The organism is Azospirillum rugosum, assembly GCF_017876155.1.
In the GTDB taxonomy this organism is placed as follows: Bacteria; Pseudomonadota; Alphaproteobacteria; order Azospirillales; family Azospirillaceae; genus Azospirillum; species Azospirillum rugosum.
In genome coordinates this window covers 16026-39757 of the sequence record NZ_JAGINP010000032.1, presented here as the reverse complement: position 1 = coordinate 39757, position 23732 = coordinate 16026, and the positions used below count along the sequence as shown (strand labels likewise).

Annotated in this window: 19 protein-coding genes; 9 read left to right on the top strand and 10 right to left on the bottom strand. The window is 69.8% G+C overall.

All coding sequences use genetic code 11. The features are described from left to right. Nucleotides 1-633: a TetR/AcrR family transcriptional regulator gene (locus J2851_RS31490; protein ID WP_209771819.1), complete on the bottom strand. Its 633-nt coding sequence runs from the start codon at nucleotides 631-633 to the stop codon at nucleotides 1-3. Between the two features lie 74 nt (nucleotides 634-707). Next, nucleotides 708-1193: an Rrf2 family transcriptional regulator gene (locus tag J2851_RS31485; protein WP_209771817.1), complete on the bottom strand. Its 486-nt coding sequence runs from the start codon at nucleotides 1191-1193 to the stop codon at nucleotides 708-710. 225 nt (nucleotides 1194-1418) lie between these two features. Here J2851_RS31485 and J2851_RS31480 point away from each other — a divergent pair, with 225 nt between their 5' ends. After that, a complete protein-coding gene (locus J2851_RS31480) occupies nucleotides 1419-1727 on the top strand; it encodes a hypothetical protein (protein WP_209771815.1) in 309 nt (102 codons plus the stop codon). Nucleotides 1728-1745: 18 nt separating this feature from the next. On the opposite strand, the gene J2851_RS36630 is transcribed toward J2851_RS31480, so the two are convergent. Next, nucleotides 1746-2837, bottom strand: coding sequence for a glycosyltransferase (locus tag J2851_RS36630; RefSeq protein WP_209771813.1), 1092 nt, complete (start codon nucleotides 2835-2837; stop codon nucleotides 1746-1748). Continuing rightward, the gene (locus J2851_RS31470) at nucleotides 2834-3427 is read right to left on the bottom strand and encodes an acyltransferase (RefSeq protein WP_209771811.1); all 594 of its coding nucleotides are present in this window, start codon (nucleotides 3425-3427) and stop codon (nucleotides 2834-2836) included. Before J2851_RS31470 ends, J2851_RS36630 begins: the two co-directional genes overlap by 4 nt. Before the next feature lie 322 nt (nucleotides 3428-3749). On the opposite strand from J2851_RS31470, the gene J2851_RS31465 reads away from it, so the two are divergent. The 3 genes from J2851_RS31465 (at nucleotide 3750) to J2851_RS31455 (ending at nucleotide 7068) form a co-directional block, all read left to right on the top strand. Further along, complete coding sequence (locus tag J2851_RS31465; protein WP_370881330.1) at nucleotides 3750-5168, top strand: sigma-54-dependent transcriptional regulator; 1419 nt, start codon at nucleotides 3750-3752, stop codon at nucleotides 5166-5168. Further along, nucleotides 5168-5923, top strand: coding sequence for a response regulator (locus tag J2851_RS31460; RefSeq protein ID WP_209771808.1), 756 nt, complete (start codon nucleotides 5168-5170; stop codon nucleotides 5921-5923). The genes J2851_RS31465 and J2851_RS31460 overlap by 1 nt, the downstream gene beginning before the upstream one ends. Nucleotides 5924-6048: 125 nt before the next feature. Beyond that, the gene (locus tag J2851_RS31455) at nucleotides 6049-7068 is read left to right on the top strand and encodes a sulfate ABC transporter substrate-binding protein (RefSeq protein ID WP_209771806.1); all 1020 of its coding nucleotides are present in this window, start codon (nucleotides 6049-6051) and stop codon (nucleotides 7066-7068) included. A 186-nt stretch (nucleotides 7069-7254) separates the two neighbouring features. On the opposite strand, the gene J2851_RS31450 is transcribed toward J2851_RS31455, so the two are convergent. Continuing rightward, nucleotides 7255-7536 carry a YkgJ family cysteine cluster protein gene (locus tag J2851_RS31450; protein ID WP_246501069.1) on the bottom strand — a complete coding sequence of 94 codons (282 nt, stop codon included), beginning with the start codon at nucleotides 7534-7536 and terminating at the stop codon, nucleotides 7255-7257. 337 nt (nucleotides 7537-7873) lie between these two features. Here J2851_RS31450 and J2851_RS36450 point away from each other — a divergent pair, with 337 nt between their 5' ends. Then, nucleotides 7874-8458 (top strand): cold-shock protein, encoded by a 585-nt coding sequence (locus J2851_RS36450; protein WP_209771804.1) that lies wholly within the window; start codon nucleotides 7874-7876, stop codon nucleotides 8456-8458. Between the two features lie 168 nt (nucleotides 8459-8626). Here the strand turns inward: J2851_RS36450 and J2851_RS31440 are convergent, their stop codons facing one another. Then, the gene (locus J2851_RS31440) at nucleotides 8627-9292 is read right to left on the bottom strand and encodes a LuxR C-terminal-related transcriptional regulator (protein WP_209771802.1); all 666 of its coding nucleotides are present in this window, start codon (nucleotides 9290-9292) and stop codon (nucleotides 8627-8629) included. Nucleotides 9293-9673: 381 nt separating this feature from the next. Here J2851_RS31440 and J2851_RS31435 point away from each other — a divergent pair, with 381 nt between their 5' ends. The 4 genes from J2851_RS31435 (at nucleotide 9674) to J2851_RS31420 (ending at nucleotide 13963) form a co-directional block, all read left to right on the top strand. Further along, nucleotides 9674-10153: a hypothetical protein gene (locus tag J2851_RS31435; RefSeq protein ID WP_209771799.1), complete on the top strand. Its 480-nt coding sequence runs from the start codon at nucleotides 9674-9676 to the stop codon at nucleotides 10151-10153. A 112-nt stretch (nucleotides 10154-10265) separates the two neighbouring features. Further along, nucleotides 10266-11576, top strand: coding sequence for a solute carrier family 23 protein (locus J2851_RS31430; RefSeq protein WP_209771796.1), 1311 nt, complete (start codon nucleotides 10266-10268; stop codon nucleotides 11574-11576). Between the two features lie 183 nt (nucleotides 11577-11759). Next, a complete protein-coding gene (locus J2851_RS31425; protein ID WP_209771793.1) occupies nucleotides 11760-12974 on the top strand; it encodes an MFS transporter in 1215 nt (404 codons plus the stop codon). Between the two features lie 38 nt (nucleotides 12975-13012). After that, nucleotides 13013-13963: an aldo/keto reductase gene (locus J2851_RS31420; RefSeq protein WP_209771790.1), complete on the top strand. Its 951-nt coding sequence runs from the start codon at nucleotides 13013-13015 to the stop codon at nucleotides 13961-13963. A gap of 85 nt (nucleotides 13964-14048) precedes the next feature. Here the strand turns inward: J2851_RS31420 and J2851_RS31415 are convergent, their stop codons facing one another. From J2851_RS31415 to glf, 4 genes are all read right to left on the bottom strand, one after another. Next, on the bottom strand, nucleotides 14049-17393 hold the full coding sequence (locus J2851_RS31415) for a PAS domain S-box protein (protein WP_209771787.1): 3345 nt from the start codon (nucleotides 17391-17393) through the stop codon (nucleotides 14049-14051). 224 nt (nucleotides 17394-17617) lie between these two features. After that, nucleotides 17618-19408 (bottom strand): ABC transporter ATP-binding protein, encoded by a 1791-nt coding sequence (locus J2851_RS31410; protein WP_246501068.1) that lies wholly within the window; start codon nucleotides 19406-19408, stop codon nucleotides 17618-17620. Between the two features lie 23 nt (nucleotides 19409-19431). Next, nucleotides 19432-20598 (bottom strand): glycoside hydrolase family 1 protein, encoded by a 1167-nt coding sequence (locus J2851_RS31405; protein WP_209771784.1) that lies wholly within the window; start codon nucleotides 20596-20598, stop codon nucleotides 19432-19434. Nucleotides 20599-20875: 277 nt separating this feature from the next. Next, nucleotides 20876-23200 carry a UDP-galactopyranose mutase gene (gene glf, locus J2851_RS31400; protein WP_209771781.1) on the bottom strand — a complete coding sequence of 775 codons (2325 nt, stop codon included), beginning with the start codon at nucleotides 23198-23200 and terminating at the stop codon, nucleotides 20876-20878. Between the last annotated feature and the right edge of the window lie 532 nt (nucleotides 23201-23732).

Below are 23732 nucleotides of genomic sequence, written 5' to 3'. Positions count from 1 at the left end.
TCACGCGTCGGGAGTCGTTTCGGCCTTGGAACGGCGCTTTCCCACCGGCTTCCTTTCCGCCAGCGGAACGGCCGGGCCGTGGTTGGCGGCGGCGGCCAGGATGGCGTCGGACAACTCCGGGTCATCGACCGCGCGCGCCAGGATCACCGCCCCGACCATTTCCGACAGGGCGGCGAGCGCCTCGGCCCGGCGCTCCTCCTCCGTCTCGCCGGGGAGCAGCCTGGTCAGCACGTCGATGAAGGGACGCAGGCCGTCGGTGAAGGCCCGTCGCACGGGTTCCGGCTGGCGCACCACGTCGCCGCCCAGCGTGGCGATGGGGCAGCCCCTGGTGATGTTGTCGCGATGCCGGGCGGACAGATAGTTGCCGGTGAGCGTCGCCAGCGCCTCCGCCGGCTTTTCCTCGGCCAGGGTCGCCCAGCGTTCCGCAGCACCGGACATGGCGGTGGCGCAGGCCTCGGCGGCCAGGTCGTCCTTCGACGCGAAATGGCCGTAGAAGCCGCCGTGGGTCAGGCCGGCCTCCTTCATCAGGTCGGCGACGCCAATCCCATTGAATCCCTTCTCGCGGAACAGCGCGCCCGCCACGTCGACGATGCGGCGCCGGTTCTCCGCCGCCTTTTCCCTGCTCACCCGCATGCCCGCACCTCCGGTCCAGTACGGGTGTTATTTATGTTGCCCATCATGAAAACGCAAACATGGAAAGCGGCGCATCAAGGGCTTCCGGTGCGTTCGGGGAGCGGGACAGGCGGCGGGACGGGCAAGCCCAGCAGGGTGGCCACGCTCTGCCGCTGGTGAACGATGTCCTCCAGCGTGTAGCCGTCCAGCACCGCCAGGAAGGCCTCCAGCGCCTCGCGCAGGGCCGAGCGCAGGGTGCAGGCCGGCGACAGGCGGCAGGCGGAGGGGCCGCCGTACGGCGCCGCCATGCATTCCACGATGGCCATGTCCTGCTCGGTGTAGCGGATGACGTCGCCGATGCGGATCTGGTCGGCCGGGCGGCCGAGCCGAAGCCCCCCGTTCCGTCCGCGGACCGTCTCCAGATAACCGCCGAGCCCCAGCTGGTGGGCGACCTTCATCAGGTGGTTCTTCGAAATGCCATAGACCTGCGCGACCTCGCTGATCGTCGGCAGGCCATCGTTGCGCACGGCCACATACATCAGCAGCCGCAGCGCATAATCGGTGTAGCTCGACAAATGCATCCCGGCACCAAAGCTGCATGAGGAAAGCATGATTATAGGTCGCCGCTCGCGCCTTGCCAACGCCGGCTGGCTGGTCGAATTCGCCGCAGCCACCGGTGACGTTCCGAGAACGGAACGTTCCGCTTTCCGATTGAACGACGGAATGGTTGCCCGGAACTCGCCGCCGCCGCGGATGTTGGCCTTCGACCACAGGGACCCATCACGCGACGGATACGGGAGAGCACAATGGCGGAACGGAACGGCGGCAAGGGGCCGGAGCGGCGTGGGCAAGCGCCCGATTTCGGCCCGGTCGGCGGTGGCGAGCCGGTGACGCCCGGCCGCGCCGGCCAGGGCATGGGGGTTTCGACCGGCGACTACGGCGAGGCTCCGCCCGAACCGGCGCGCTCGGCGGCGGACGGGCCGGCCACCACGGTCACCGTCGGCGAGGACACCGGCCAGCGCCGCGACCTTCCCGACCAGGACGCCGCCCCGCCGACGCCGAAGGCGGGCGCCGGGAAACGGCCGCGCCGCGACGCGGAGGAGCCGCAGGGGTAAGGAGCCCGGCGGCCGGGTTCACAGGCGGTCCAGCGCGTCGGCGACAAGGCGGGCGGCCTCGTCCCAGCTGTCCCCGGCGACGCGGGCGCGCTGGCGGCGGACGCGGTCCGGGCTGTTGGTGTTTCCGGCGGTGACGGCCAGCGCCCGGATGAACCAGTCCGGGCCGGACACCGCCGCCAGCACCTCGCGATACCCCTCCAGCGCCGGGCCGCCGGTCGCCACCACCGGCGTGCCCGCGGCGAGGTACTCGCGCAGCTTCAACGGGGTGCAGGCGTGCATCCGCGGCGTGTCGCGCAGGGGCAGGATCGACGCCGTCCAGTGCTGGGAATAGCCGGGCAGGGACTCGTGGGGACGCGGCCCGGCGAGCACCAGATTGGGCAGGCCGCTCAGCGCCGGCGGGTGGTCCGGGATCGGGCCGATCAGGAAGAAGGTCCAGTGGGGCAGCGCTTCCGCCGCGGCGACGATCAGGTCGGTGTCGATCCAGGGCGTCAGGCCGCCGTAGAACCCGGCGACGAACCCATCCGGCAGGTCGGGCGCGCGTGGGGCGGGCGCGGCGAACAGCCCCATGTCCACCCCGTGGGGCACCAGGATGGTCTTGTAGCGCGGAAAGCGCGCGGCCAGGGCCGGGCTTGAGGCCAGCACGAGGTCGGCGCGCTCGACCAGCTCGTCCTCCATCGCGCGCAGCGGCCCGCGGTCGCCGCCCTCCAGCGCGGAGATGTCGTCGTCGCACTGGTAGACGACGGCGCGCTCGCCCAGGCGCCCCAGCGCGTCCACCGCGGTCGGCCAGGAGGCCCACAGGATCGGCCGCGCGATCCCGGCCTCGGCCATGGCGCCCTGCACCTGCCGGCCGAGCAGATGCCGGTTCGCCCGGCGCGACAAGGGATGGCAGAGCATGGGAACCGCGCGCGGGGTCAGCACGCGGATGCCGCCGGCGGCCGGTCCCGCGTCCAGGGAAGCCCGGGCGCCGGCCGCGTTCACCCACAGCGCCCGGCGCCCTTGCGGGCGGCTTTGCGGGACGAGGCGGCGGACGAGCTGCTCCGTCCCGCTGGGGCGGACGCCCCATTCCTTCCCGAAGATGACCAGGTCGGCGGTCACAGGGTCGGCGGTCACAGGAGCCGTCCCCCGGGGTTGGGAACCAGAGGGCGGATGACCCGGGCCGGAATGCCGCCGGCCAGGACCATGGGCGGCAGGTCGTGGGTCACCACGCTGCCCGCCGCGACCACGGTGCCCCGCCCGATCCGCACGCCCGCGCCGACGACCACGCCCGTGGACAGCCAGACGTCGTCCTCCAGCACGATGTCGCCCACCTGGGCCTCGGCGTCCGGATCCTGCGGATGGCCGGGGTAGCCGGCCAGCAGGGCGCGCCCGGCGATGCGCACGTTGTCGCCCAGGGTCACGCGCCGGCCGACGGCGATGGTCGTCTCCCAGCCGATGTCGACGTTGCGCCCGACCAACAGTTCGGGCACGTCGGATCCCGTCCCCCGGCCGGAAAAGGTGATCCGGTCCGACACGCGGCAGCCGGCGCCCAGGGTCAGCCGCAACGGGCCGAGGACCTGCGGCGGGGCTCCAAGACGCTCCGGCGCCGGGGTGGGCTGCGCGGGCGCCGCCTGCCGGCCGCCAAGCGCGTTCAGGGCCTTGTGGAGGCAGGCGCGCAGGCGGGCTTCGATCCAACGGCGCGGGGAGAGGGCGGCGGTCTTCATGGTCGGTCCTCGGCGTCACAATCCAGGTCGGCAATCCGGGCCAGGTCGGCAATCCAGGCCAGGTCGGCAATCCAGGCCAGGTCGGCAATCCAGGTTCGAAGCCCGTCACTGCACGCCGCGGGCCAAGCGTCAGCCGGGCCGGAAGCCGCGCCTTGCGGGCCTGTGCGCTCCCGCCGCCGTCATTTCGGCTCTCAAGCTGCGAGATGCTGTCGCAGAAGGCGTCCGCGGCCGATCCACGCCCGCGATCGGGAATGCGCGACGGTTGAAAGGGCGCTACAACTTGGTTGACCGGAGGCCGGTCCGGGACGGGGAGGGCTCGATCGTGGGTTCACGGGCGCACAGGATTCTGCTGATCGAGGACACGGCCCCCCTTGCCCGGCTCTACATGGAGTTCATGCGGGCCGAGGCCTATGACGTGGCCCATGCCGAAACCGGCCGGGACGCCCTGGCGGCGGCGGAAGCCCGCCCGCCCGACGGCGTGATCCTCGACCTCAAGCTGCCGGACATGGAGGGGCTGGACGTCCTGCGCATCCTGCGGGAGCGCGACCCCGACGTGTCGGTGATCGTCGTCACCGCCCACGGCTCGGTCGGCGTGGCGGTGGAGGCGATGCGCTGCGGCGCCTTCGACTTCCTGGTCAAGCCCTTCACGGCGGAGCGCCTGAACGTCACGCTGCGCAACGCGCTGGAGCGCCGCTCGCTGGCGCGGATGGTCGACGGCTACCGCCGGGACCTGGATCGCGACCGCTTCCACGGCTTCATCGGCGCGTCGCCGGAGATGCAGGCCGTCTACCGCACGATCGAGAGCGTCGCGGCCAGCCGCGCCAGCGTCTTCATCACCGGCGAAAGCGGCACCGGAAAGGAGGTCGCGGCGGAGGCGATCCACCAGGCCAGCCCGCGCCGCGGCAAGCCCTTCGTCGCGCTGAACTGCGCGGCGATCCCGAAGGACCTCCTGGAAAGCGAGATCTTCGGCCACGTCCGCGGCGCCTTCACCGGGGCGACCGCCGACCGCGTCGGGGCGGCGGCGCAGGCGGACGGCGGGACGCTGTTCCTGGACGAGGTGTGCGAGATGCCCTTCGACCTCCAGGCCAAGCTGCTGCGCTTCATCCAGACCGGGGTGATCCAGCCGGTGGGCAGCTCCAGGGCGGAGAAGGTGGACGTCCGCTTCGTCGCCGCCACCAACCGCGACCCCCTGCGCGAGGTGGAGGAGGGGCGCTTCCGCGAGGACCTCTACTACCGCCTGCACGTCATCCCGCTGCACCTGCCGCCGTTGCGCGACCGCGGCGGCGACGCGCTGCTGATCGCCCGCGCCCTGCTCGCCGACTGCGCGCGGGAGGAAGGGCGCCGATTCACCGCCTTCGCGCCGGAGGTCGAGGCCGCCTTCCGGTCCTGCGACTGGCCGGGCAACATCCGGCAGATGCAGAATGTGGTGCGGCAGATCGTGGTCCTGCACGACGGCGAGGTCGTGACGGCGGACATGCTGCCGCCGCCCTTGCGGGGCGGTGGGGCGACGCCGCGCCGGGCCGCAGCCGTTCCGGTGGCGGCCCAAGGCGTTCCCCCGGCCGACCCGGCGGAGGAGACCATCACGCCCCTCTGGCGGCTGGAAAAGGACATGATCCAGCGCGCTCTGCGCCTGTGCGGCGACGACGTCCCGCGCGCGGCCTCGCTGCTGGAGATCAGCCCGTCCACCATCTACCGCAAGCTCCAGCAGTGGAAAACCGACGGCGACGGGGGAGGGGGCTGATGGCGGAGGGCCGGGGCCAGACGTTGACCGGGCGCATCCTGGTCGCGGAGGACAACCCGACGAACCAGCTGATCGTCGCGTCCCTGCTGCGCCGCGCCGGCCATGCGGTGGAGGTCGCGGGCGACGGGGCGGAGGCGGTGTCCCTCCTTCTGGGCAACGGCGCCGACCTCGTGCTGATGGACGTCCAGATGCCGGGCATGGACGGCTTCGCGGCGGCGCAGGCCATCCGGGCGCTGGGCGATCCCTGGGCGCACGTCCCGATCGTCGCGCTGACCGCCGACACCCTGCCGGAGACGCGGGAGGCCTGCCGGGCGGCGGGCATGGACGACCACCTCGGCAAGCCGGTCAATCCCGCGGCCCTCCTGGCGGTCGTGGAGCGCTGGCTGTCGCCATCCGGCGGCGCGGAGGAGGAGGGCCGGACGGGCGCGCCGCCGCCGCTGGACAGCGCGATCCTCGACCAGGCGACAGCCTCGCTGCCGGACGCGGAACGGCGGATGATCATCGACAGCTTTCTCGGCGATCTGGACCGCCGGCTCCTCCGGCTGGAGGCGCTGTCCGAGGGGGGCGACCCCCGTCGGCTGGCGGCGGAGGCGCATGATTTGGCCAGCCTGGCCGGCAGCTTCGGCGGGACGGCCGTCATGCGGATCGCGACGCGCATCGAAATCGCCTGCCGCGGCGGGGAGGACGCGCAGGCCCTGGCCCTGCTGCCCGGGCTGGTGGCCGAAGCAAAGCGCCTGAGGGAGGCGTTCCGTTAAATACACCTATCGTTTGTCGAATGGGGCGAGGAATTCCACATTTCTGGAAAATAAAATCCACTTGAAGGATAGACTTCTCTGGTGTTCTAATCCCCGGTACGGAACGTATCCGCGGGAAATTCCACATGACGTCGCGCTTCAGTCTGAGTGTCCTGGTCGGCGGCCTGCTGCTCGCGGCACTCGCCACGGCCCGCGCGGCCGGCGGGGACACCATCCTGAACGTCTCCTACGACCCGACGCGGGAGCTGTACACGGAGTTCAACCAGGCCTTCGGCCGGGCCTGGAAGGCGGAGACGGGGCAGTCCGTCGTGGTCCGGCAGTCGCACGGCGGCTCCGGCAGCCAGGCGCGCTCGGTCATGGACGGGCTGGACGCCGACGTGGTCACGCTGGCGCTGGGCTACGACATCGACGCCATCGCCGACGCCGGGCTGATCGCCAAGGACTGGCAGTCGCGCCTGCCGAACAACAGCTCCCCCTACACCTCGACCATCGTGTTCCTGGTGCGCAAGGGCAATCCCAAAGGGATCAAGGACTGGGACGACCTGGTGAGGCCGGACGTGCAGGTGATCACGCCCAACCCGAAAACGTCCGGCGGCGCCCGCTGGAACTACCTGGCCGCCTGGGCCTACGCGCTGGACAAGAACGGCAACGACGAGGCCAAGGCCAAGGCCTTCGTCGCCGACCTGTACAAGCATGTGCCGGTTCTGGACAGCGGTGCCCGCGGTGCCGCGTTGACCTTCGTCCAGCGCGGCCAGGGCGACGTGCTGCTCGCCTGGGAGAACGAGGCCTACCTGTCCTTGCAGGAGTTCGGCGCCGACACGTTCGAGATCGTCGTCCCGCCCCTGTCGATCCTGGCCGAGCCGCCGGTCGCCGTGGTGGACAGCGTGGTCGACCGCAAGGGGACCCGCAAGGTCGCGGAAGCCTATGTGCAGTACCTCTACACCCGCGAGGGGCAGGAGGTTGCCGCGAAGAACTTCTACCGTCCGCGCCATCCAGAGCTGGCCCGCCAGTATGCGGGACGCTTCGCCGACGTCCGCCTGGTGACCGTCGACCAGACCTTCGGCGGCTGGCGCAAGGCGCAGGCGACCCACTTCGCGGACGGCGGCGTCTTCGATCAAATTTACCAGAGCGCGGGACCGCGGTAATCCGCTGCCGCGACTCCAAGCCGCTCGCTTCCCGCGACGGCCGCTTCACCTCGCGCGCGCTCTTTCCCCAGTTCGACGCCGACGTCCCGCACGCCTACCGCAACGTCGGCGCGGACGAGGCGGTGCTGTATCTGGTGATGACCTACATTCTCTGACGAATCGTCTCGTCGGTTCCGGCGCGATTCCCTATTCGTCCAGCCCGAAATGGGCGCGGACGGCGTGGCAGGCCTCGCTGCCCGCGGTGAATTCGCGGCAGACCAGGGGGCGGTCGGCGTAGACGCGGCAATGCACCGAGTCGCCGATGGTGCCGGCCAGCGCCGCGCAGCGGTCGCCGTCGCAGCGCATGCGCCCGTCCTCGATCAGGTAGGCCGGGATGCCGTCGCCGTCGTGGTCGCCGATCAGGGTCGGCCACTCCCACGAGAAGGAGCAGCAGGCCCCGCAGCCCTCGCAGTCAGGGATTGCGTACAATCCGTCCTGCGGATCAATATCTTGTGGCGGCTGGGGCGAAATCGACGGATGGGTGGGTGGCCTGTGATCGGGCATGGGATGCGTCCTGCGTCTCAGGCGGCGGCGTGGCTGTTCACGAACCGATGGGGTGGAACGCTGTATTGTCGGATATGAAGTGTGACGCTTTTTTGGTCAAGGTCGAACCGCCCAGCCTACGATTTCGCACCCGCGGGAGACTTCTCTTGAAGATTATTTCTCGATCCGGGCAATACCGGTTGCGTTCGGCGGTTTCTACAGGCATCGTTGGGAAAGCGCTTCCAAGGTGGAAGCTGCCTGTTATCTGTTTTACGAGACTTTGATGTACGATCGCTCGCCGCGCGGCGGCTCCCGCGCCCCCTCCGAGATCACCCAACGCGACGTGACCGCCACGGTCAAGTGGTACAACCCCGAGAAGGGCTTCGGCTTCGTGACGCCGGAAGACGGCTCGCCGGACGCGTTCCTGCACGCCTCCGTCGTCCAGTTCGCCGGCCACGACTCGCTGCCCGAGGGTGCGACGCTGCTGGTCGACCTGTCCCGCGGCCCGAAGGGCCCGCAGGTGGCGGTTCTCCACTCCGTCGACACCTCGACCGCCACGTCGGGTGGCGGCGGCCGCTCGTCGTCGCGCGGCGGTTCCTCCTCCTACGGCGCGCCGCGCCGCGGCGGCTGGGACGACCAGGGCTATGGCGCCAGCTCCGGCGAGACCATGGACGGCACCGTGAAGTGGTTCAACGCCACCAAGGGCTTCGGCTTCATCGCGCCGGACAACGGCGGCAAGGACGTGTTCGTCCATGTCAAGGCGGTGGAGCGGTCGGGCCTCAGCAGCCTGTCCGATGGTGAGCGCGTGCGCATCACCGTCCGTCAGGGCCAGAAGGGTCCCGAGGCCGAGCGCATCGAGATCGCCTGACGCACCTAAAAAAGACGCCCGGTCGGGATTGCCCCGACCGGGCGTCTTTGCGTGCCCGGGTGATTTTGTGTCCGGGTGATTTTGTGCAGGCTGACCGAGCCAAGCCAAAAACGAAAAAGCCCAGCGTCCAAGGCCGCTGGGCTTTTTCGTTTTGGAAGTCCGGGCTTGTCAGTTCGCGGCGAAGGTCCCGCCTTCGCCGAAGCCGTTGTTGAGGCCCCAGATGGCGGCCTGCGTGCGGTTCGACGCGTCGATCTTGCGCAGCAGGCTCTTCAGGTGGACCTTCACGGTCGCCTCGGTGATGTTCAGCTGGTTCGCGATCAGCTTGTTGCTGTCGCCGTTCAGCAGGCAGCGCAGGATTTGCGCCTCGCGCTGCGAGACCCCCTTGCGCGACACCGGCAATTCCATGCTGCTGCCGTTCATGCGGCCGCTGATCAGAAGGGCGGCCAGATCGCTCGGCAACACCTTTTCGCCCAGCATGACCAGGCGAAGAGACTGCGCCAGCGCCTCCACCGACATGTCCTTCATCAGGAAACCGTCGGCACCGGCCTGGATCGCCTTGGCCATGACCTCGCCGTCCAGCTTGCCGGTCAGCAGGACCACGCGCGCGTCCGGCAGCGTGGTCTTCAGCGTCTGGACCACCTGCACGCTGTCTCCCATGCCGGCCGGATCGACGAGAAGCAGTTGCGGCGGATTCTCCTCGGCGGACATCGACAGCGCGGCGCTCAAAGACGAGGCCTCTCGCGTGATCTGGAACTCCTGGTCCGCGAGCAACGCCTTCAGGCCCTGACGGAACAGGTTATTCGAATCGATCAAAGCTACGGAGACGGAGTGCATCGTCAGTCATTCCCGAAAGGATGAAGTGACGAAACCTTATCCTATCGAGTGTGGTTACGCTACAGGAACGTTAGGGTTTCGTTAACCAAATTAGGGGTGGTATCCGAGCCCGGCCGGAGCATGGCCGTTTGCCGGTCGGGGTGCGCCGATCCAGGGAAAGGCTTAATCGTTTCGGAACCGCATCGGACTCAAACGGTTGGTGGCTGGGTCCGGACGCTCCGGCGGCAGCGGCAAGGGACGGGCGGGACAAATTTTGGCGGGATAAACTTTGGTCAAAAGTGCCGATCGCTTGATCCGCATCACACGCCCGACCGTCGTTCGGAATTATCGTCCTCGCGCAGGACAAGACGGAGCGCCCGCGTTGCGGAGCGAAGGATCGGCATGCAGGACGGATCGAACGACTGGGGTGATACCCCGCAGGAACTGGGCTTTCTGACAGCGACGTCGCTGACCGGGGCCGTGGTGTCCGGCCTCGTGCTCGCCGGCTGGATGTCGCTGGCCTCCGCCACGGTGGTGACGGACACGGACGTCGTCGACCAGGGTCTGCACAACCTCACGCCCGCGGAATGCCAGGGAACGCTGAACGCCGTTCTCAACCGGTTCCGAACGGATCCGCGGGTCCTGTGGCTGTGGGTGGAGCAGAGCGTTCCGACCGCGACCCGGGCCAACACCATGACCCAGGACACCAGCCTGTCGCGCGCGGCACCCCGCCCCTACGCCTTCCACCCGGGCGTGGCCCAGCTGCCCGCCGGCCTCTGCGCCTTCGAGCGGAACTCGCTGCACGCCGAATCCCTGGGCGGCGTCGTCGGCGCCTTCCTGGAACCGCCCGTGGAGCCCTGGCGGGTCGGCGTCGCCCCGTAAGACGCAAAGCCCCATGCGGCGAAACGACCGGGTGCGGGGAATTTGACCGCGCCGGCCCGGTCGGAGTAACGGTGTGCACACACACGTTATCGTCGGGACGGGACCTTATATTATGAGTGCACCGCGCGACCGGGTGCTGGACGTTCACGAGCGTCCGCCCCCGGCCACCTTCATCCTGCTCAGCCTCCAGCACCTGTTCGCCATGTTCGGCGCCAACGTCCTGGTGCCGATCCTGACCGGACTCGACCCCTCGGTCGGTCTGGTGACCAGCGGCCTGGGCACGCTGATCTATCTTGCCTTCACGAAGTGGCGGCTGCCCGCCTATCTGGGCTCCTCCTTCGCCTTCATCGGGCCGATCGTCACCGCGACCCAGATCGGCGGGCCGGGCGGCGCGCTGGTCGGTGCCTGCGCCGCGGGTGCGGTCTATGTGATCGTGGCATTGCTGATCCGCGGCTTCGGCGTGCGCTGGCTGCTGGCCATCCTGCCGCCGATCGTCGTCGGGCCGGTGATCGTGGTCATCGGGCTCGGCCTCGCCTCGGTCGCCGTGGGCATGGCGCAGAACACGGCCGGCGGCGGCGCCTACAGCCTGCCGCATTTCCTGCTCGCGCTGTTCACGCTGGGCAGCATCTTCGTCTATTCCATCGTGCTGCGCGGCTTCTTCACCGTGGTGCCGATCCTGCTGGGCATCATCACCGGCTACGTCGCGGGCGCGCTGGCCGGAATGGTGGACTTCAGCGCGGTGGCCGCCGCCCCGCTGTTCCAGGTCCCGAACTTCCACCTGCTGTTCTCCGACATGAAGCCGGGCGTGTCGGCCTGGGCGATGATCCTGCTGGTGGCGCCGGTCGCGATGGTGACGATCGCCGAGCACATCGGCGGCCAGATCGTGTTGAGCCGGGTCGTCGGCCGCAACTTCATCGCCGATCCCGGCCTGCACCGTTCGGTGATGGGCGACGGCATCGCGACCATGGTGGCGGCTGGGCTGGGCGGGCCGCCGGCGACGACCTACGGCGAGAACATCGGCGTGCTGGCGGTGACGCGCATCTTCAGCGTCTGGGTGATCGGCGGTGCGGCGACGCTGGCCATCGTGCTGGGCTTCGTCGGCAAGCTGTCCGCCTTCCTGTCCACCATCCCGACGGCGGTGATGGGCGGCGTGTCGATCGCCCTGTTCGGCGTGATCGCGTCCAGCGGCATCCGCACGCTGATCGAGGGCAAGGTGGATCTCGGCGACAAGCGCAACCTGCTGATCTCCTCCACCATCCTGGTGATCGGCATCGGCGGCGCCTCGCTGAAGTTCGGCGAGGGCGGCTTCGTCGTGTCCTCCATGGCGCTGTCGGCGGTGCTGGGCGTCCTGCTGAACGCGCTGCTGCCCGGCCGCGGCACGGGTGGCGACGCGGAAGCGATCCTGTCGTCCGACCATCTCTGACCATTCGGGCCTTCAAAACCCCTCTCCCACGCATGGGGGAGGGGTTTTGTTTTGCCTACGTTGCATAGCGGCGCGGCGGATTTCGCCGATGCGGCGGTGCGGCATGCGGACGTAGGGTGCGGGCTGTTGAAGCGATCTGGACCGAGTCCAGAGCTGTCCAGCCACCGTCCGCAGGAGTTCCGGATGTCCACCAGCGACATCAGCCGTTCCGAGGCGCCCGCCGCCGCGGCGTTGCCGACGATCTCCCGCCCCCTGGTCACCATGCTGGCGATCGCCTGCGGGGTCATCGTCGCCAACATCTACTACGCCCAGCCGCTTGTCGCCCTGATCGGCCCGGCCATCAACCTGTCGCCGGAAGCCAGCAGCCTCGTCGTCACGCTGACCCAGATCGGCTACGGGGTCGGGCTGGTGCTGCTGGTGCCGCTGGGCGACCTGCTGGAGAACCGGCGGCTGGTCACGGCGACCCTCTGCGCCACGGTGCTGGCACTGGTGGCCGCCGCCTTCGCGCCGACCGCGTCGGTGTTCCTGGCCGCCTCCTTCCTGATCGGCCTGACGTCGGTCGCGGTGCAGATGCTGGTGCCGCTGGCCGCGCACATGGCGCCGGAGGCCAAGCGCGGGGAGGTGGTCGGCACGGTGATGAGCGGCCTGCTGCTCGGCATCCTGCTGGCGCGGCCGGTGTCGAGCCTGATCGCGGACAGCTTCGGCTGGCGCGCCGTGTTCGGGCTGTCGGCGCTGGCCATGGTGGGCTTCGCCGTCCTGCTGGGCCGCCGCCTGCCGGAGCGCCGCCCGGCGCGGCATTCCGGCTATGGCGCGCTGCTGGCGTCGCTCGGCCGGCTGCTGGTGCGCACGCCGGTCCTGCAACGGCGGACCGCCTACCAGACCGCGCTGTTCGCCAGCTTCAGCCTGTATTGGACGGGCGTGCCGCTTCTGCTGGCCTCGCCGCCCTTCAACCTGACGCAGCGGGGCATCGCCCTGTTTGCCCTGTCCGGGGCGGCCGGCGCCCTGGTGGCGCCCATCGCCGGGCGCATCGCCGACCGCGGCTGGACGCGGCCGGCCACCGGCGTGGCGCTCGCCATGGGGGCGCTGTCCTTCCTGGTGGCGCGGGTGGGGGAGGGCTCCATCGCGCTGCTGGTGATCGCCGGCCTGCTGCTGGACATGGGCGTGCAGACCAACATGGTGCTGGGCCAGCGGGCCATCTATTCGCTGGGGGCGGAGACGCGCAGCCGCATGAACGGCGTCTATATGGCCGTCTTCTTCACCGGCGGGGCGGCCGGCTCGGCGCTCGCCGGCTACGCCTTCGCCCGCGGCGGGTGGGAGCCGGTGACCTGGATCGGTGCCGCCTTTCCCCTGGCCGGCCTGTTGTTCTACGCAACCGAGTTCCGCAAGGGCCGGGCATAAGCCATAAGCGCATAAGCCATAAACAAGGAGATGAGAGGATGGAGCAACGACAACTCGGCCGCAGCGGCCTGACGGTGGCCCCGCTCTGCTTCGGCGGCAACGTGTTCGGCTGGACGGCCGACGAGGCGACCTCCTTCCGGCTGCTCGACGCCTTCCTGGACGCCGGGTTCAACTTCATCGACACGGCGGACGTCTATTCCGCCTGGGCGCCGGGCAACACGGGCGGCGAGTCCGAGACCATCATCGGCAACTGGCTGAAAAGCCGGGGCAACCGCGACCGGGTGGTGATCGCCACCAAGGTCGGGTCGGAGATGGGGCCGGGCAGGAAGGGCCTGTCGGCGGCCTACATCCGCAGCGCGGTGGAGGATTCCCTGCGCCGCCTCCAGACCGACCGCATCGACCTCTACCAGTCGCACTGGGACGACCCGGACACCCCCTTCGAGGAGACGCTCGGCGCCTACCAGCGCCTGATCCAGGAGGGAAAGGTGCGGGCCATCGGCGCCTCCAACCTGACCGCGGCCCGCCTGCGCGAGGCGCTGGAGGTCGCGGCGAAGGCGGGCCTGCCGCGCTACGAGACCCTTCAGCCGGAATACAACCTCTACGACCGCAGCGGCTATGAGGCGGAGCTGGAGGGCGTGTGCCGGGAGAACGGGCTGGGCGTCATCAGCTACTACTCGCTGGCCGCCGGATTCCTGACGGGCAAGTACCGCTCCGCCGAGGACGCGGGCAAGAGCGCGCGGGGCGGGGGCGTCGTTTCCAAATACCTGAACGACCGCGGCCGCGCGATCCTCGCGGCGCTGGACGAGGTGGCGGCCCAGCACCGGGCCACCCCGGCCCAGGTGGCGCTCGCTTGGCTGATCGCCCGGCCGGGCCTGACCGCCCCCATCGCCAGCGCCTCCAAGGTCGAGCAGATGGGCGATTTGGTCGCTGCGGCGCGGCTTCGCCTGGACGCGGCGTCGATCGAGCGGCTGAACGCGGCGAGCGCGTAAGGGGAGGTGGGGGGAGTGGTGGTTGGGGAGTGGTTGCGCTGGGCCCCCACCCTAACCCTCCCCCACTTCGCGGGGGAGGGGACTTTTACCCCCGCCCCGCCTCCAGCGCGCGGTCGATGCGGCGGACGAGGTCGTCGATGCGGTAGGGCTTGGACAGCACCGGGATCCCGGCGGCGCGGGCGATCTCCTCGCTGTAGCCGGTGGCGAGGATCACCGGAAGGCCGGGGTGCAGGCGCTGGGCCTCCCGCGCCAAATCGACCCCGCTCATGCTGCCCGGCATCACCACGTCGCTGAACAGGACGTCCACCGCCGTCGACGACAGGATCGGCATCGCCTCGTCGGCGGTCGCCGCGGACAGGACGGAGAAGCCGGCGTCCTCCAGCGCGGTGCCGACGGTCATCGCGACGACCGGGTCGTCCTCCACGACCAGCACCCGGCCGGGCCGGTGCGGAGCGGCGGGGTTCGCGGCGGCGGTCGCCGGGGCGGCCTCTGCCGCCGGGGCGGTGCCGGACCGGCGGAGCAGCAGGGTGACGGCCGTTCCCCGTCCGGGCTCGCTGTCGATGCAGGCGGTGCCGCCCGCCTGCTGCGCGAAGCCGTAGACCTGCGCCAGACCCAGGCCGGTGCCCTTGCCCAGCTCCTTGGTCGTGAAGAAGGGCTCGAAGGCGCGGGCCGCCACCTCCGGCGCCATGCCGCTGCCGGTGTCGGTCACCGACAGGCGCAGGAACTCTCCCTCCAGCCCCTTCGGGTCGCCGGGCGGAAGGGTGACGTTCTCCGCCTCGATCAGAAGGCGGCCGCCGGTGGGCATGGCGTCGCGGGCGTTCACCGCGAGGTTGATGACCGCCAGTTCGAACTGCGTCTGGTCCACCTCGACCGGCCAGAGCCCGGCGCCGAAGCGAGTCTCCAGCCTGATGTCGGCGCGCAGCGCGCGCTCCAGAAGCGCTGTCATGCCCAGCACCCGGTCGTGGACGCTGATCGGCTCCGGGCGCAGGCTGTCGCGCCGCGCGAAGGCCATCAATTGCTGGACCAGCTTGGCCCCGCGCGCCACAGCCTGTTGCCCGGCGTCCAGCAGCGGGCGCACCTGCGGCTCCCGGCTGCGCCGCTCGATCATGGCGAGGCAGCCGCCCAGCGCCTGGAGCAGGTTGTTGAAATCGTGGGCGACGCCGCCGGTCAGCTGCCCCACCGCCTCCATCTTCTGCGCTTGGCGCAGCTGTTCCTCCGCCTGTTGCAGGGCGGCGTCGGCCTCCTTCTGGGCGGTGATGTCGCGACCGACGGCGTGGATGAAGCGGTCGTCGGGAACGGCGATCCAGGTCAGCCAGCGGTGGCTGCCGTCCTTGTGCCGGTAGCGGTTCTCGAAGCGCGGGGTCGTCCGCCCGGAGGCGAGATGGCCGGACTCGGCCGCCGTGGCCGCCCGGTCGTCGGGGTGCACGAGGTCCAGGAAGGAGGTGCCCAGCAGATCCGCTTCGGTCCAGCCGAGCAGAGCCGTCCAGGCCGGGTTCACCGCGGTGATGGTTCCGTCGAAGCGGGCGACCAGCATGACGTCGGTGGACAGCCGCCACATGCGGTCGCGGTCGGCCGTGCGTTCGGCGACGCGCCGCTCCAGCGTGGCGTTGAGGTCTCGCAGCGCCTCCTCGGCGCGTTTGCGCTCGGTGATGTCGAAGCAGACGCCGATGACCCGGACGGGGCCGTCGGGACGCTCCTGCACCGCCTGCCCGCGCCGCGCGATCCAGCGCATCTCCCCGCTGTCCGGCCGGTGGATGCGGTATTCGACGTAGCCGAAGATGCGGGGCGGCACGTTGCCCCGTTGCAAGGTGTTCAGGCGTGGGCGGTCCGCCGGGTCGATGATCGCGATCAACTCATCCATCGGCACCTCGGGGCGCGGCGGAATGCCCCACAGGTGGCAGAAGGCGTCCGACACGGACAGCGTGCCGTCGGCGCTCAGCTCGAAGGTGCCGACGCCGCCGGCCTCCTGCGCGATGCGCAGCCGCTCCTCGCTGGCGCGCAGGGCGACCTCGCTGCGCTTGGCCGCGGTGACGTCGCTGCCCTCGCAGAAGATGCCGGTGACCCGGCCCTCCGCGTCCTTGATCGGCTGGTAGACGAAGGTGACGAAGCGTTCCTCCGCCGGGGTGCCGGGCGCGCGCACCAGCGTGACCGGAAGCGCGTGCCCGACGAACGGCTCCCCGCTGTCGTAGACGCGGTCGAGCAACTGGAAGAAGCCCTGGTCAGGCATTTGGGGGTCGGCGATCTCCGGAAAGGCCTCCTGCACCGACCGCCCGATCAGCGCGCGGGTGCCCACCAGCCGGTGGTAGGCATCGTTGGCGAGTTCGAACACATGGTCGCGGCCGCGCAGCACGCACATGAAGCCGGGCGCCTGCCGGAACAGCTCCCGCAGGCGTTCCCCCTCGGCGGCCAGCCGCGCGTTGGCGTGGCGCAGCGACGCCTCGGCCTGGGCGCGTTCCACGGCGGACCAGGTGCGCGCCGCCACTTCCTCGACCAGCTGGACCTCGTCCGGCCGCCAGCGGCGCGGCTTGCGGTCATGGACGTAGAGGGCGGCCGCCATGCGGCCGTTCTTCACCAGGCTCGCCGTGATGACGGAGCCGATCTCCAGCGCCCCGAAGGCCGCCTGCCGGTCGGGCGTGGCGGCGCGCGGGTCGGTCCTGGAATCGTCGACGACCAGCGATTCGCCACGGCGCAGGGTCGCCAGGACGTCCGGCCCGAAGCCCGCCAGGTCGTGGGTGCCGGCGGAGTGCGCGACCGTTCCGTCCGTCCAGTTGCCGCTGGTGGTGAAGTAGCGGGCGGTCTCGTCCATCACGCCGTAGCCGACCCGGCTGGCGCCAAGGTGCCGGCCCAGCGCCTCCTCGGCCACCGCCACCACCTCCGCCGGGTCGGACAGCTGGCGCAGCCGGCTTTCCAGCTCCAGGTGGAAGGCGGTGCGGCGCTTGGCCAGCACATGTTCGGTCGTTTCGATGACAGCGCAGAACATGCCGGCGATGCGCCCGTCGTCGTCGCGCACCGGCGTGTAGGAGAAGGTGAACCAGGCGTCTTCGCGGTAGCCGTGGCGCTCCATCGGGACCAGCAGGTCCTCGTGCCACAGGGCCTCGCCGGACAGGGTGCGGCCGACCAGCGGGCCGAATTGCGGCCAGATGTCCGACCAGACCTCGTGGAAGGGCCGGCCGAGGGCCGCCGGATGCTTGGCGCCGAAGATCGGCGCGTAGCCGTCGTTGTAGAGGAAGGTCAGCTCCGGCCCCCAGGCCACGAACATCGCCTGGCCGGAGGTGAGCATCAGGTTGACGACCGTTCGCAGGCTCTGCGTCCAGGTCTCCGGCGGGCCGAGGGGCGTGGCGGACCAGTCGTGGCCGCGGACCAAGGCCCCCATGGCGCCGCCGCCCGTCAGAAAGCCGAGGTCACGCCGGAGGGCAAGCGCGCCCGTCATCGGTGGACTCCGAAGCGGCGGACTCCGAAGGGGCGGGGAACGGCGGGGGCTGTCGGGTGGGATGTACGGATCCAATCCAGCATTGCGACGGGTCGGCGTTTTCCTTTTGTGCACATGTGTCTTAACACACGGCGACCCCGAAAGGACCCGAGCGAAGGGCAACCCGACATAGCCGTTCCGGCCGATACCATCAGGTGGCCGGCCACGGCCTCATATCCCGACAGCTACTCCGCGGCGAAGCCTTCCGCCTGGATCTGCCAGAGCGTGTTGAACATGCCGCCCCGGCGGCGGCGAAGCTCCGACGGCGATCCGTCCTCGGCGATGCGGCCGTCCACCAGCACCAGCACGCGGTCGAAGGTGGAGACGGTGGACAGCCGGTGCGCCACCGCGACCACCGTCCGACCGCGGGCCAGATCGGCGAGCGCCAGCTGGATTTCCTTCTCCGACTGGGTGTCCAGCGCCGAGGTGGCCTCGTCCAGGATCAGGATCGGGGCGTTCTTCAGGAAGGCGCGGGCGATGCCCAGCCGCTGGCGCTGGCCGCCGGACAGGCGCACGCCGCGCTCGCCGACCATGGTCCCGTAACCCTCCGGAAGCTGCCGGATGAAGCCGTCGCAGAAGGCGTGGCGGGCGGCCTCGAACACCTCCTCGTCGGTGGCGTCGGGGCGGCCGTAGCGGATGTTCTCCAGGATGTTGCGGTGGAACAGGGCGATGTCCTGCGGGACCACGGCGATCTTGGCCCGCAGCTCGTCCTGGGCCAGCGCGGTGATCGGCTGCCCGTCGATCAGGATGGTGCCGCGCTGCACGTCGTCCAGCCGCTGGATCAGGCTGATGATCGTGGACTTGCCCGCCCCGGACGGCCCGACAAGGCCGACCTTCTGCCCGGCCGGGATGGTCAGGGTGAAGCGGTCCAGCACCCGCCGCCCCTCCGGGTAGCGGTAGGTCACCTCGTCGAAGGCGATGGTGCCGCCGCCGGGGACCGCCGGCAGGGCCGGCACGGGGTCCAGCACGTCGTGCGGCCGGGCGATCACGCGCAGGCTCTCGGCGATGGCGCTGTACTGCTGGGTCGCGCTGACCAGCGCGAAGGCGAGGTCGCGGGAGCCGTGCAGAATGCGGAAGGTCAGCGCGCTGACGATCACCACGTCGCCGGTCGTGATCGACCCGCTCTGCCAGAGCAGCAGCGCCCACAGCAGCATCGACCCGGCCATCACCCACAGGCAGGCGTCGTGGACGACGCGGGTCTTTTCCAGGTGCATCCAGCTGCGGCGGTGCGCCCCGGCCTCCACGCCGAAGGCGCGGGCCAGCCGCTCCCGCTCCCGTCCGCGGGCGGAGAAGGCCTTCACCGTCCAGACGTTGGAGACGACGTCCACCAGCTCGCCGTTGGTCCGCGCGGTCTGGTCGGCGAAGGCGTGGTGGACGGCCCGTCCGCGCTGGCCGAGATACACGATGGCCCCGGCCACCACGGCGGCGAAGAACACCAGCGCCACCGCCATGCCCCAGTGGATGGTCAGCAGGACCACCACCGCGCCCAGGAAGTCCGTGCAGGGGGGCACGATGTTCCAGGTCAGCGTCCGGAAGATGCTGGTCGCCGCCGTCTCCGTCGACGCGATGCGGTTGCCGAGCGATCCCGCGAGATGCTCGGAGAAATAGCGCATCGAATGGCCGGTGAGGTGCTGGAACAGGTCCAGCCGCATGTCGACGCCGGTCGCCAGGACGGTGCGGCAGCCGAGCCAGCCGCCCAGCCGCCACAGCACGTTCTCGGTCGCGATGAAGCCGAGGAACAGGCCGAGCGGAGTCCACACGTCGGCCGCCTGCCGGTCGGGCGAGGCCATCGCGTCGATCAGCAGCTTCATGGCGTACTGAACCGCGACCGCGCAGACCGCGGCCGTGACGATGGTCGTGAACAGTCCGCCGAATTGCCAGGGCCGCCGCCGCATGTAGTGCATCAGGAAGGCGGCCGGGCGGCTCGGGATGGTCTCCGGTGTCATGGTCTGCGGCGTCATGGTCTGCGGCGTCATGGGCAGATCCTCGTGCTGGACCGTCACTGGGCGGCGATCTGGAGGGGCGGGCGGGCGAGCAGGGCGTTGACGCGGGCCTGGTGGCGCTCCAGCGCGTCGGCGAGCGGCTGGTGCAGGCAGCGCCCGCCGTCGGCGTCGCACAGGCCGTAGAGCCCGGTCTCGCAATGGCGGTCGTTGGCCCAGCCGGGATAGTCCAGGATCGGGTACAGGCAGATGCCTTCCACGGGCACGCCCTCGCGCAGGGCTGCCGTCACCTGGTCGGTGACGTAGTCGAGCCAGGGCGCGCGGGCGTCACCCTCCGCCCCCGTCTCCGCCACCAGGACGGGGCGGCCGTAGCGTCGGTGCACCTCCGCCAGGATGTCGGCGAAGGGACGGTAGCGCGGGTCGTCGCGCCCGATCGTGCCGCCGTTCAGAAACCACTGGTTGTCGGAGTAGTAGTTCACCCCGATGATGTCCAGGTATTCGGGCTTGCCGCCCAGGCCGGGCCAGGCGTAGCCGCCGATCATGTCCCAGGCCTCGTACTGCGACAGGCGCGCGTTCTCCGCGGCGTTGACGTCCCCCCGGCGGTCGGGGCGCGGCAGCACGTTGATCACGGGATCGACCTGGACGATGCGGGCGCGCGGGTCGGCGGCGCGGATCGCGTCGATCCCCGCGATGGAGGCGCGGACGAGCTGGTGCTTCAGCTCCATGCCCCGGCGCTCCGCCATCGGGTTGAAGCGCTTCATGTCGCCGCCCGCCCAGGCCCAGTAGGAGATCTCGTTGACCGGGCAGAAGCAGGGCACGTCGACCCCTTCGTCGCGCATCAGGCCCGCGACGGCGGCGCAGAAGCGGGCGAAGCGCTCCACGAAGGCCGGGCGCCAGATGTCGAGGTCGTCCGGCCAGCCGTAATGGCAGAGGTCCCAGATCACCTGCACCCCGGCATCGCGCGCGGCGTGGATCATCGGCCGCAGGCTGGACCAGTCGTAATGGCCGGGCACCGTCTCGATCAGGTGCCAGCGCACCCCGTCGCGGACGGTGCGGATGCCGTGCGCGGCCATGCGCTGGTAGTCGGCGGCGGCATGGCGGTCGTGCCCCGTCGCGGCGATCAGGTCGAGGCGACGGCCGTCGTGGCGGCGGTGCGTCGAGCACTCGAACCCGCCGAGGAAGAATCCGTCGAACAGGGTCGGCTGGTGAAGCGGGGACTTGTGCATGGTTTCTTGCCCTTCCAGGGAACAGGCCGGCGCGCCCGTGAAGGGCGGCACCGGCCGTTCGGCATCGGGGGAGAGAAGGAGTGGTTGGACGGCGAATGGCTATTGGGAATTGGTGAGGTCGCAAGATTGTCGCAGCGATCGGCCCCCTCCCTAACCCTCCCCCGCTTTCAGCGAGGGAGGGGACTGCCGCCGCTTCGCGCCAAACCCTCCCCTGCGAAGCGGGGGAGGGAGGGACCCGCGAAGCGGGAGGGTGGGGGCCAACCGGCTCGACGCCGCCTCAATCCCCCAGGCCGACCGCCCGTTCCGCCGCGGCTCCCCGCGCTTTCGCCTCCATGCCCAGGGAGCGGAGTTCGCGGGCGGCGGCCGTCAGGCCGTGCAGGCGCTCCTCCTCCTTGGCGATGCGGGCAAAGACCGACAGGGCCTGCGCCACCACCTGGTCCATGTTGTAGTAACGGTAGGTGCCGAGCCGCCCCAGGAAGGTGACGTTCGGTGTCTCGTCCGCCAGCGCCTGGTACTTGCGGAACAGCTCCTGGTTCTCCGGGCGCGGGATCGGGTAGTAGGGGTCGCCCTGGGCGGCCGGATACTCGTAGGTGATGCTGGTTTTCGGGTGCTTCTGCCCTGTCAAGTGCTTGTATTCGGTGACGCGGGTGTAGGGCACGGCCTCCGACGGCTCGTTCACCACCGCGACCGGCTGGAACCATTCCTGCGCCACCGTCTCGTGCCGGAAAGTCAGGGAGCGATAGGGCAGCTTGCCGAAGCGGTGGCCGAAGAACTCGTCGATCGGGCCGGTGTAGACGATGCGGTCGTACTGGATCTCGTCGCGGACGTCGTCGAAGTCCGTGTTCGTCATGACCTTGATGTTCGGGTGGTCGAGCATCGCCTCGAACATCCGCGTGTAGCCGTGCAGCGGCATCGCCTGGAAGCTGTCGCCGAAATAGCGGTCGTCGTCGTTGGTCCGCGTCGGCACGCGCGAGGTCACCGACTTGTCGAGGTCCGACGGGTCGAGGCCCCACTGCTTGCGGGTGTAGCCGCGGAAGAACGTCTCGTACAACTCCCGCCCGACCGCACCGACCACGACGTCCTCCGACGTGCGGATGTCGGCCACCGGCTCGGCGCGCGAGGCGAGGAAGGCGGCCACGCCGGCCTCGTCCAGGTCCAGGCCGTACAGGCGGTTGACCGTGGTGCGGTTGATCGGGATGGGAACCAGCTGCTCGTCCACGTGGGCCAGCACGCGGTGCTCGTAGGGGCGCCACTTGGTGAAGCGCGACAGGTAGTCCACGACCTGTTGGGCATTGGTGTGGAAGATGTGCGGCCCATAGCGGTGGATCAGCAGGCCGGCGTCGTCGTAGTGGTCGTAGGCGTTGCCGCCGATGTGCGGACGCCGGTCGATCAGCAGGACGCGCTTGTCGAGCCCGGCGGCCAAGCGTTCGGCCAGCACGCTGCCGGCGAAGCCCGCCCCGACGATCAGGTAGTCGAAGCCGGACCGCCGTCCGACCGCGCGGCCGTTGCTGTGCTTCGCCGGCTGCGCGGGCGCGGAGGCGACGAGCTGGATGCGGGACGCGGCGCGCATGCGGGCGCGGGTGCGGTCCATCAGCTCCTTCATGCGCCCTTGCGTCTTGTCCCAGGACATGTCGCGCAGCACGAGGTCGGCGGTGGAGCGCAGGCGGTCCGGGTCGGCCGCATCATTCAGCGCCGCCTCGATCGCGGCCACGAAGTCGCCGGCCATGTCGGCGATGCGGACGATGCCGGTGTCGCCGTAGGTCCGCACCACGTCGGTGATGGAGGTGGAGACGACCGGGCGCCCGGCCGCCAGATATTCCGGCGTCTTCGTCGGGCTGATGAAGCGGGTGGATTCGTTGCGGGCGAAGGGCATCAGCGCGACGTCCCAGCCGGCCAGGTAGTGCGGCAGGTCGTCGTACACCTTGGGCCCTAGGTAATGGATGTTCGGGCGGCGCGGCAGACGGGCGGGGTCGATCTTCACCACCGGGCCGACCAGCACGAACTGCCAGTCCGGCCGCGCCGCGGCGGCCGCGTCCAGCAGGTCCACGTCCAGCCGCTCGTCGATCACGCCGTAGAAGCCGAGGCGCGGGTGGGGGATGTGCGCCTGATCGTCAGGCTCCTCGGCGATGGAACGGGCGGCGGCGAAATGGGGCACGTCCACGCTGCTGGGGAAGGCGTGGGCGTTCGGGTGCAGGTCGCGCTTGGCCTCCCACAGGCTGACGCCGCCGGTGAAGACGAGATCGGCGCGCTTCATCAGCTGGCGTTCCCGCTCCACCAATTCCGGCGGGGCGCCGTGGAAGGCGGACAGCTCGTCCATGCAGTCGTAGACGACCAGCGAGCCGCGCAGGTGGCTGGAGAAGCCCAGGCTCATCGGCGTGTAGTACCAGAGGATCGGGTCCGCGACGCCTTCGCTGGCCAGATGCTGGTCGAGCAGCATGCGCTGGGCGGTCGCCGCCTCCGCCTCGCCGAGGCTGGCCGGCAGGCGCGGCACAAGGACGTGGACCCCTTCATCCTCGCGGATGTCGAGCCAGGGTTCCGGCGTATCGTTGCGGATGGGCTCCTCGACGAAGAAGACCCGATGATCCCGTGCGAAGCGGGACATCAAATGCTGCGGGCGCTGATAAACGAAGCTCCACCGGAGATGCGAAAAACAGATGATCGTGGAGGACGGTGCGGTGGTTCCGGTGGCGGCAGACGTCTGTGTTTTTTGGTTGGAATTCTTTCGGTTTTTCCCGATGGCGAACTGAAACTGGCCGGCCCAGCTCATATGGTCTTCCTCTCGTCAGTTGTGCCGTCGCGGATACATTGGAAATGCAACCCTTTTCGCGGGCATTTGTGCACCTGCAAAACGAGAGCTTACAACGGGTGTGGGAGTGACCGGTTCCATCCCGGAGTTAATACGCCGGGAATGATCCACCATTTTTCACAGCTAATACTTTTGCGTTGGGCAGGCTGGGTAGATGCCTATTGCGAAAGGCAAGGGTAAAAGCTCGGGATTTCGCCGCGACTTCATGCAAACAGTCGCAAAACCTTATTTTCCTCTCCAACACAACGCTCAAGCTTTTCGCCAAGTCTCGTTCGGAATATGATGCGTTCGTCGGAATGTTTGTGCATGATGCATTTTTAAAGGCAAA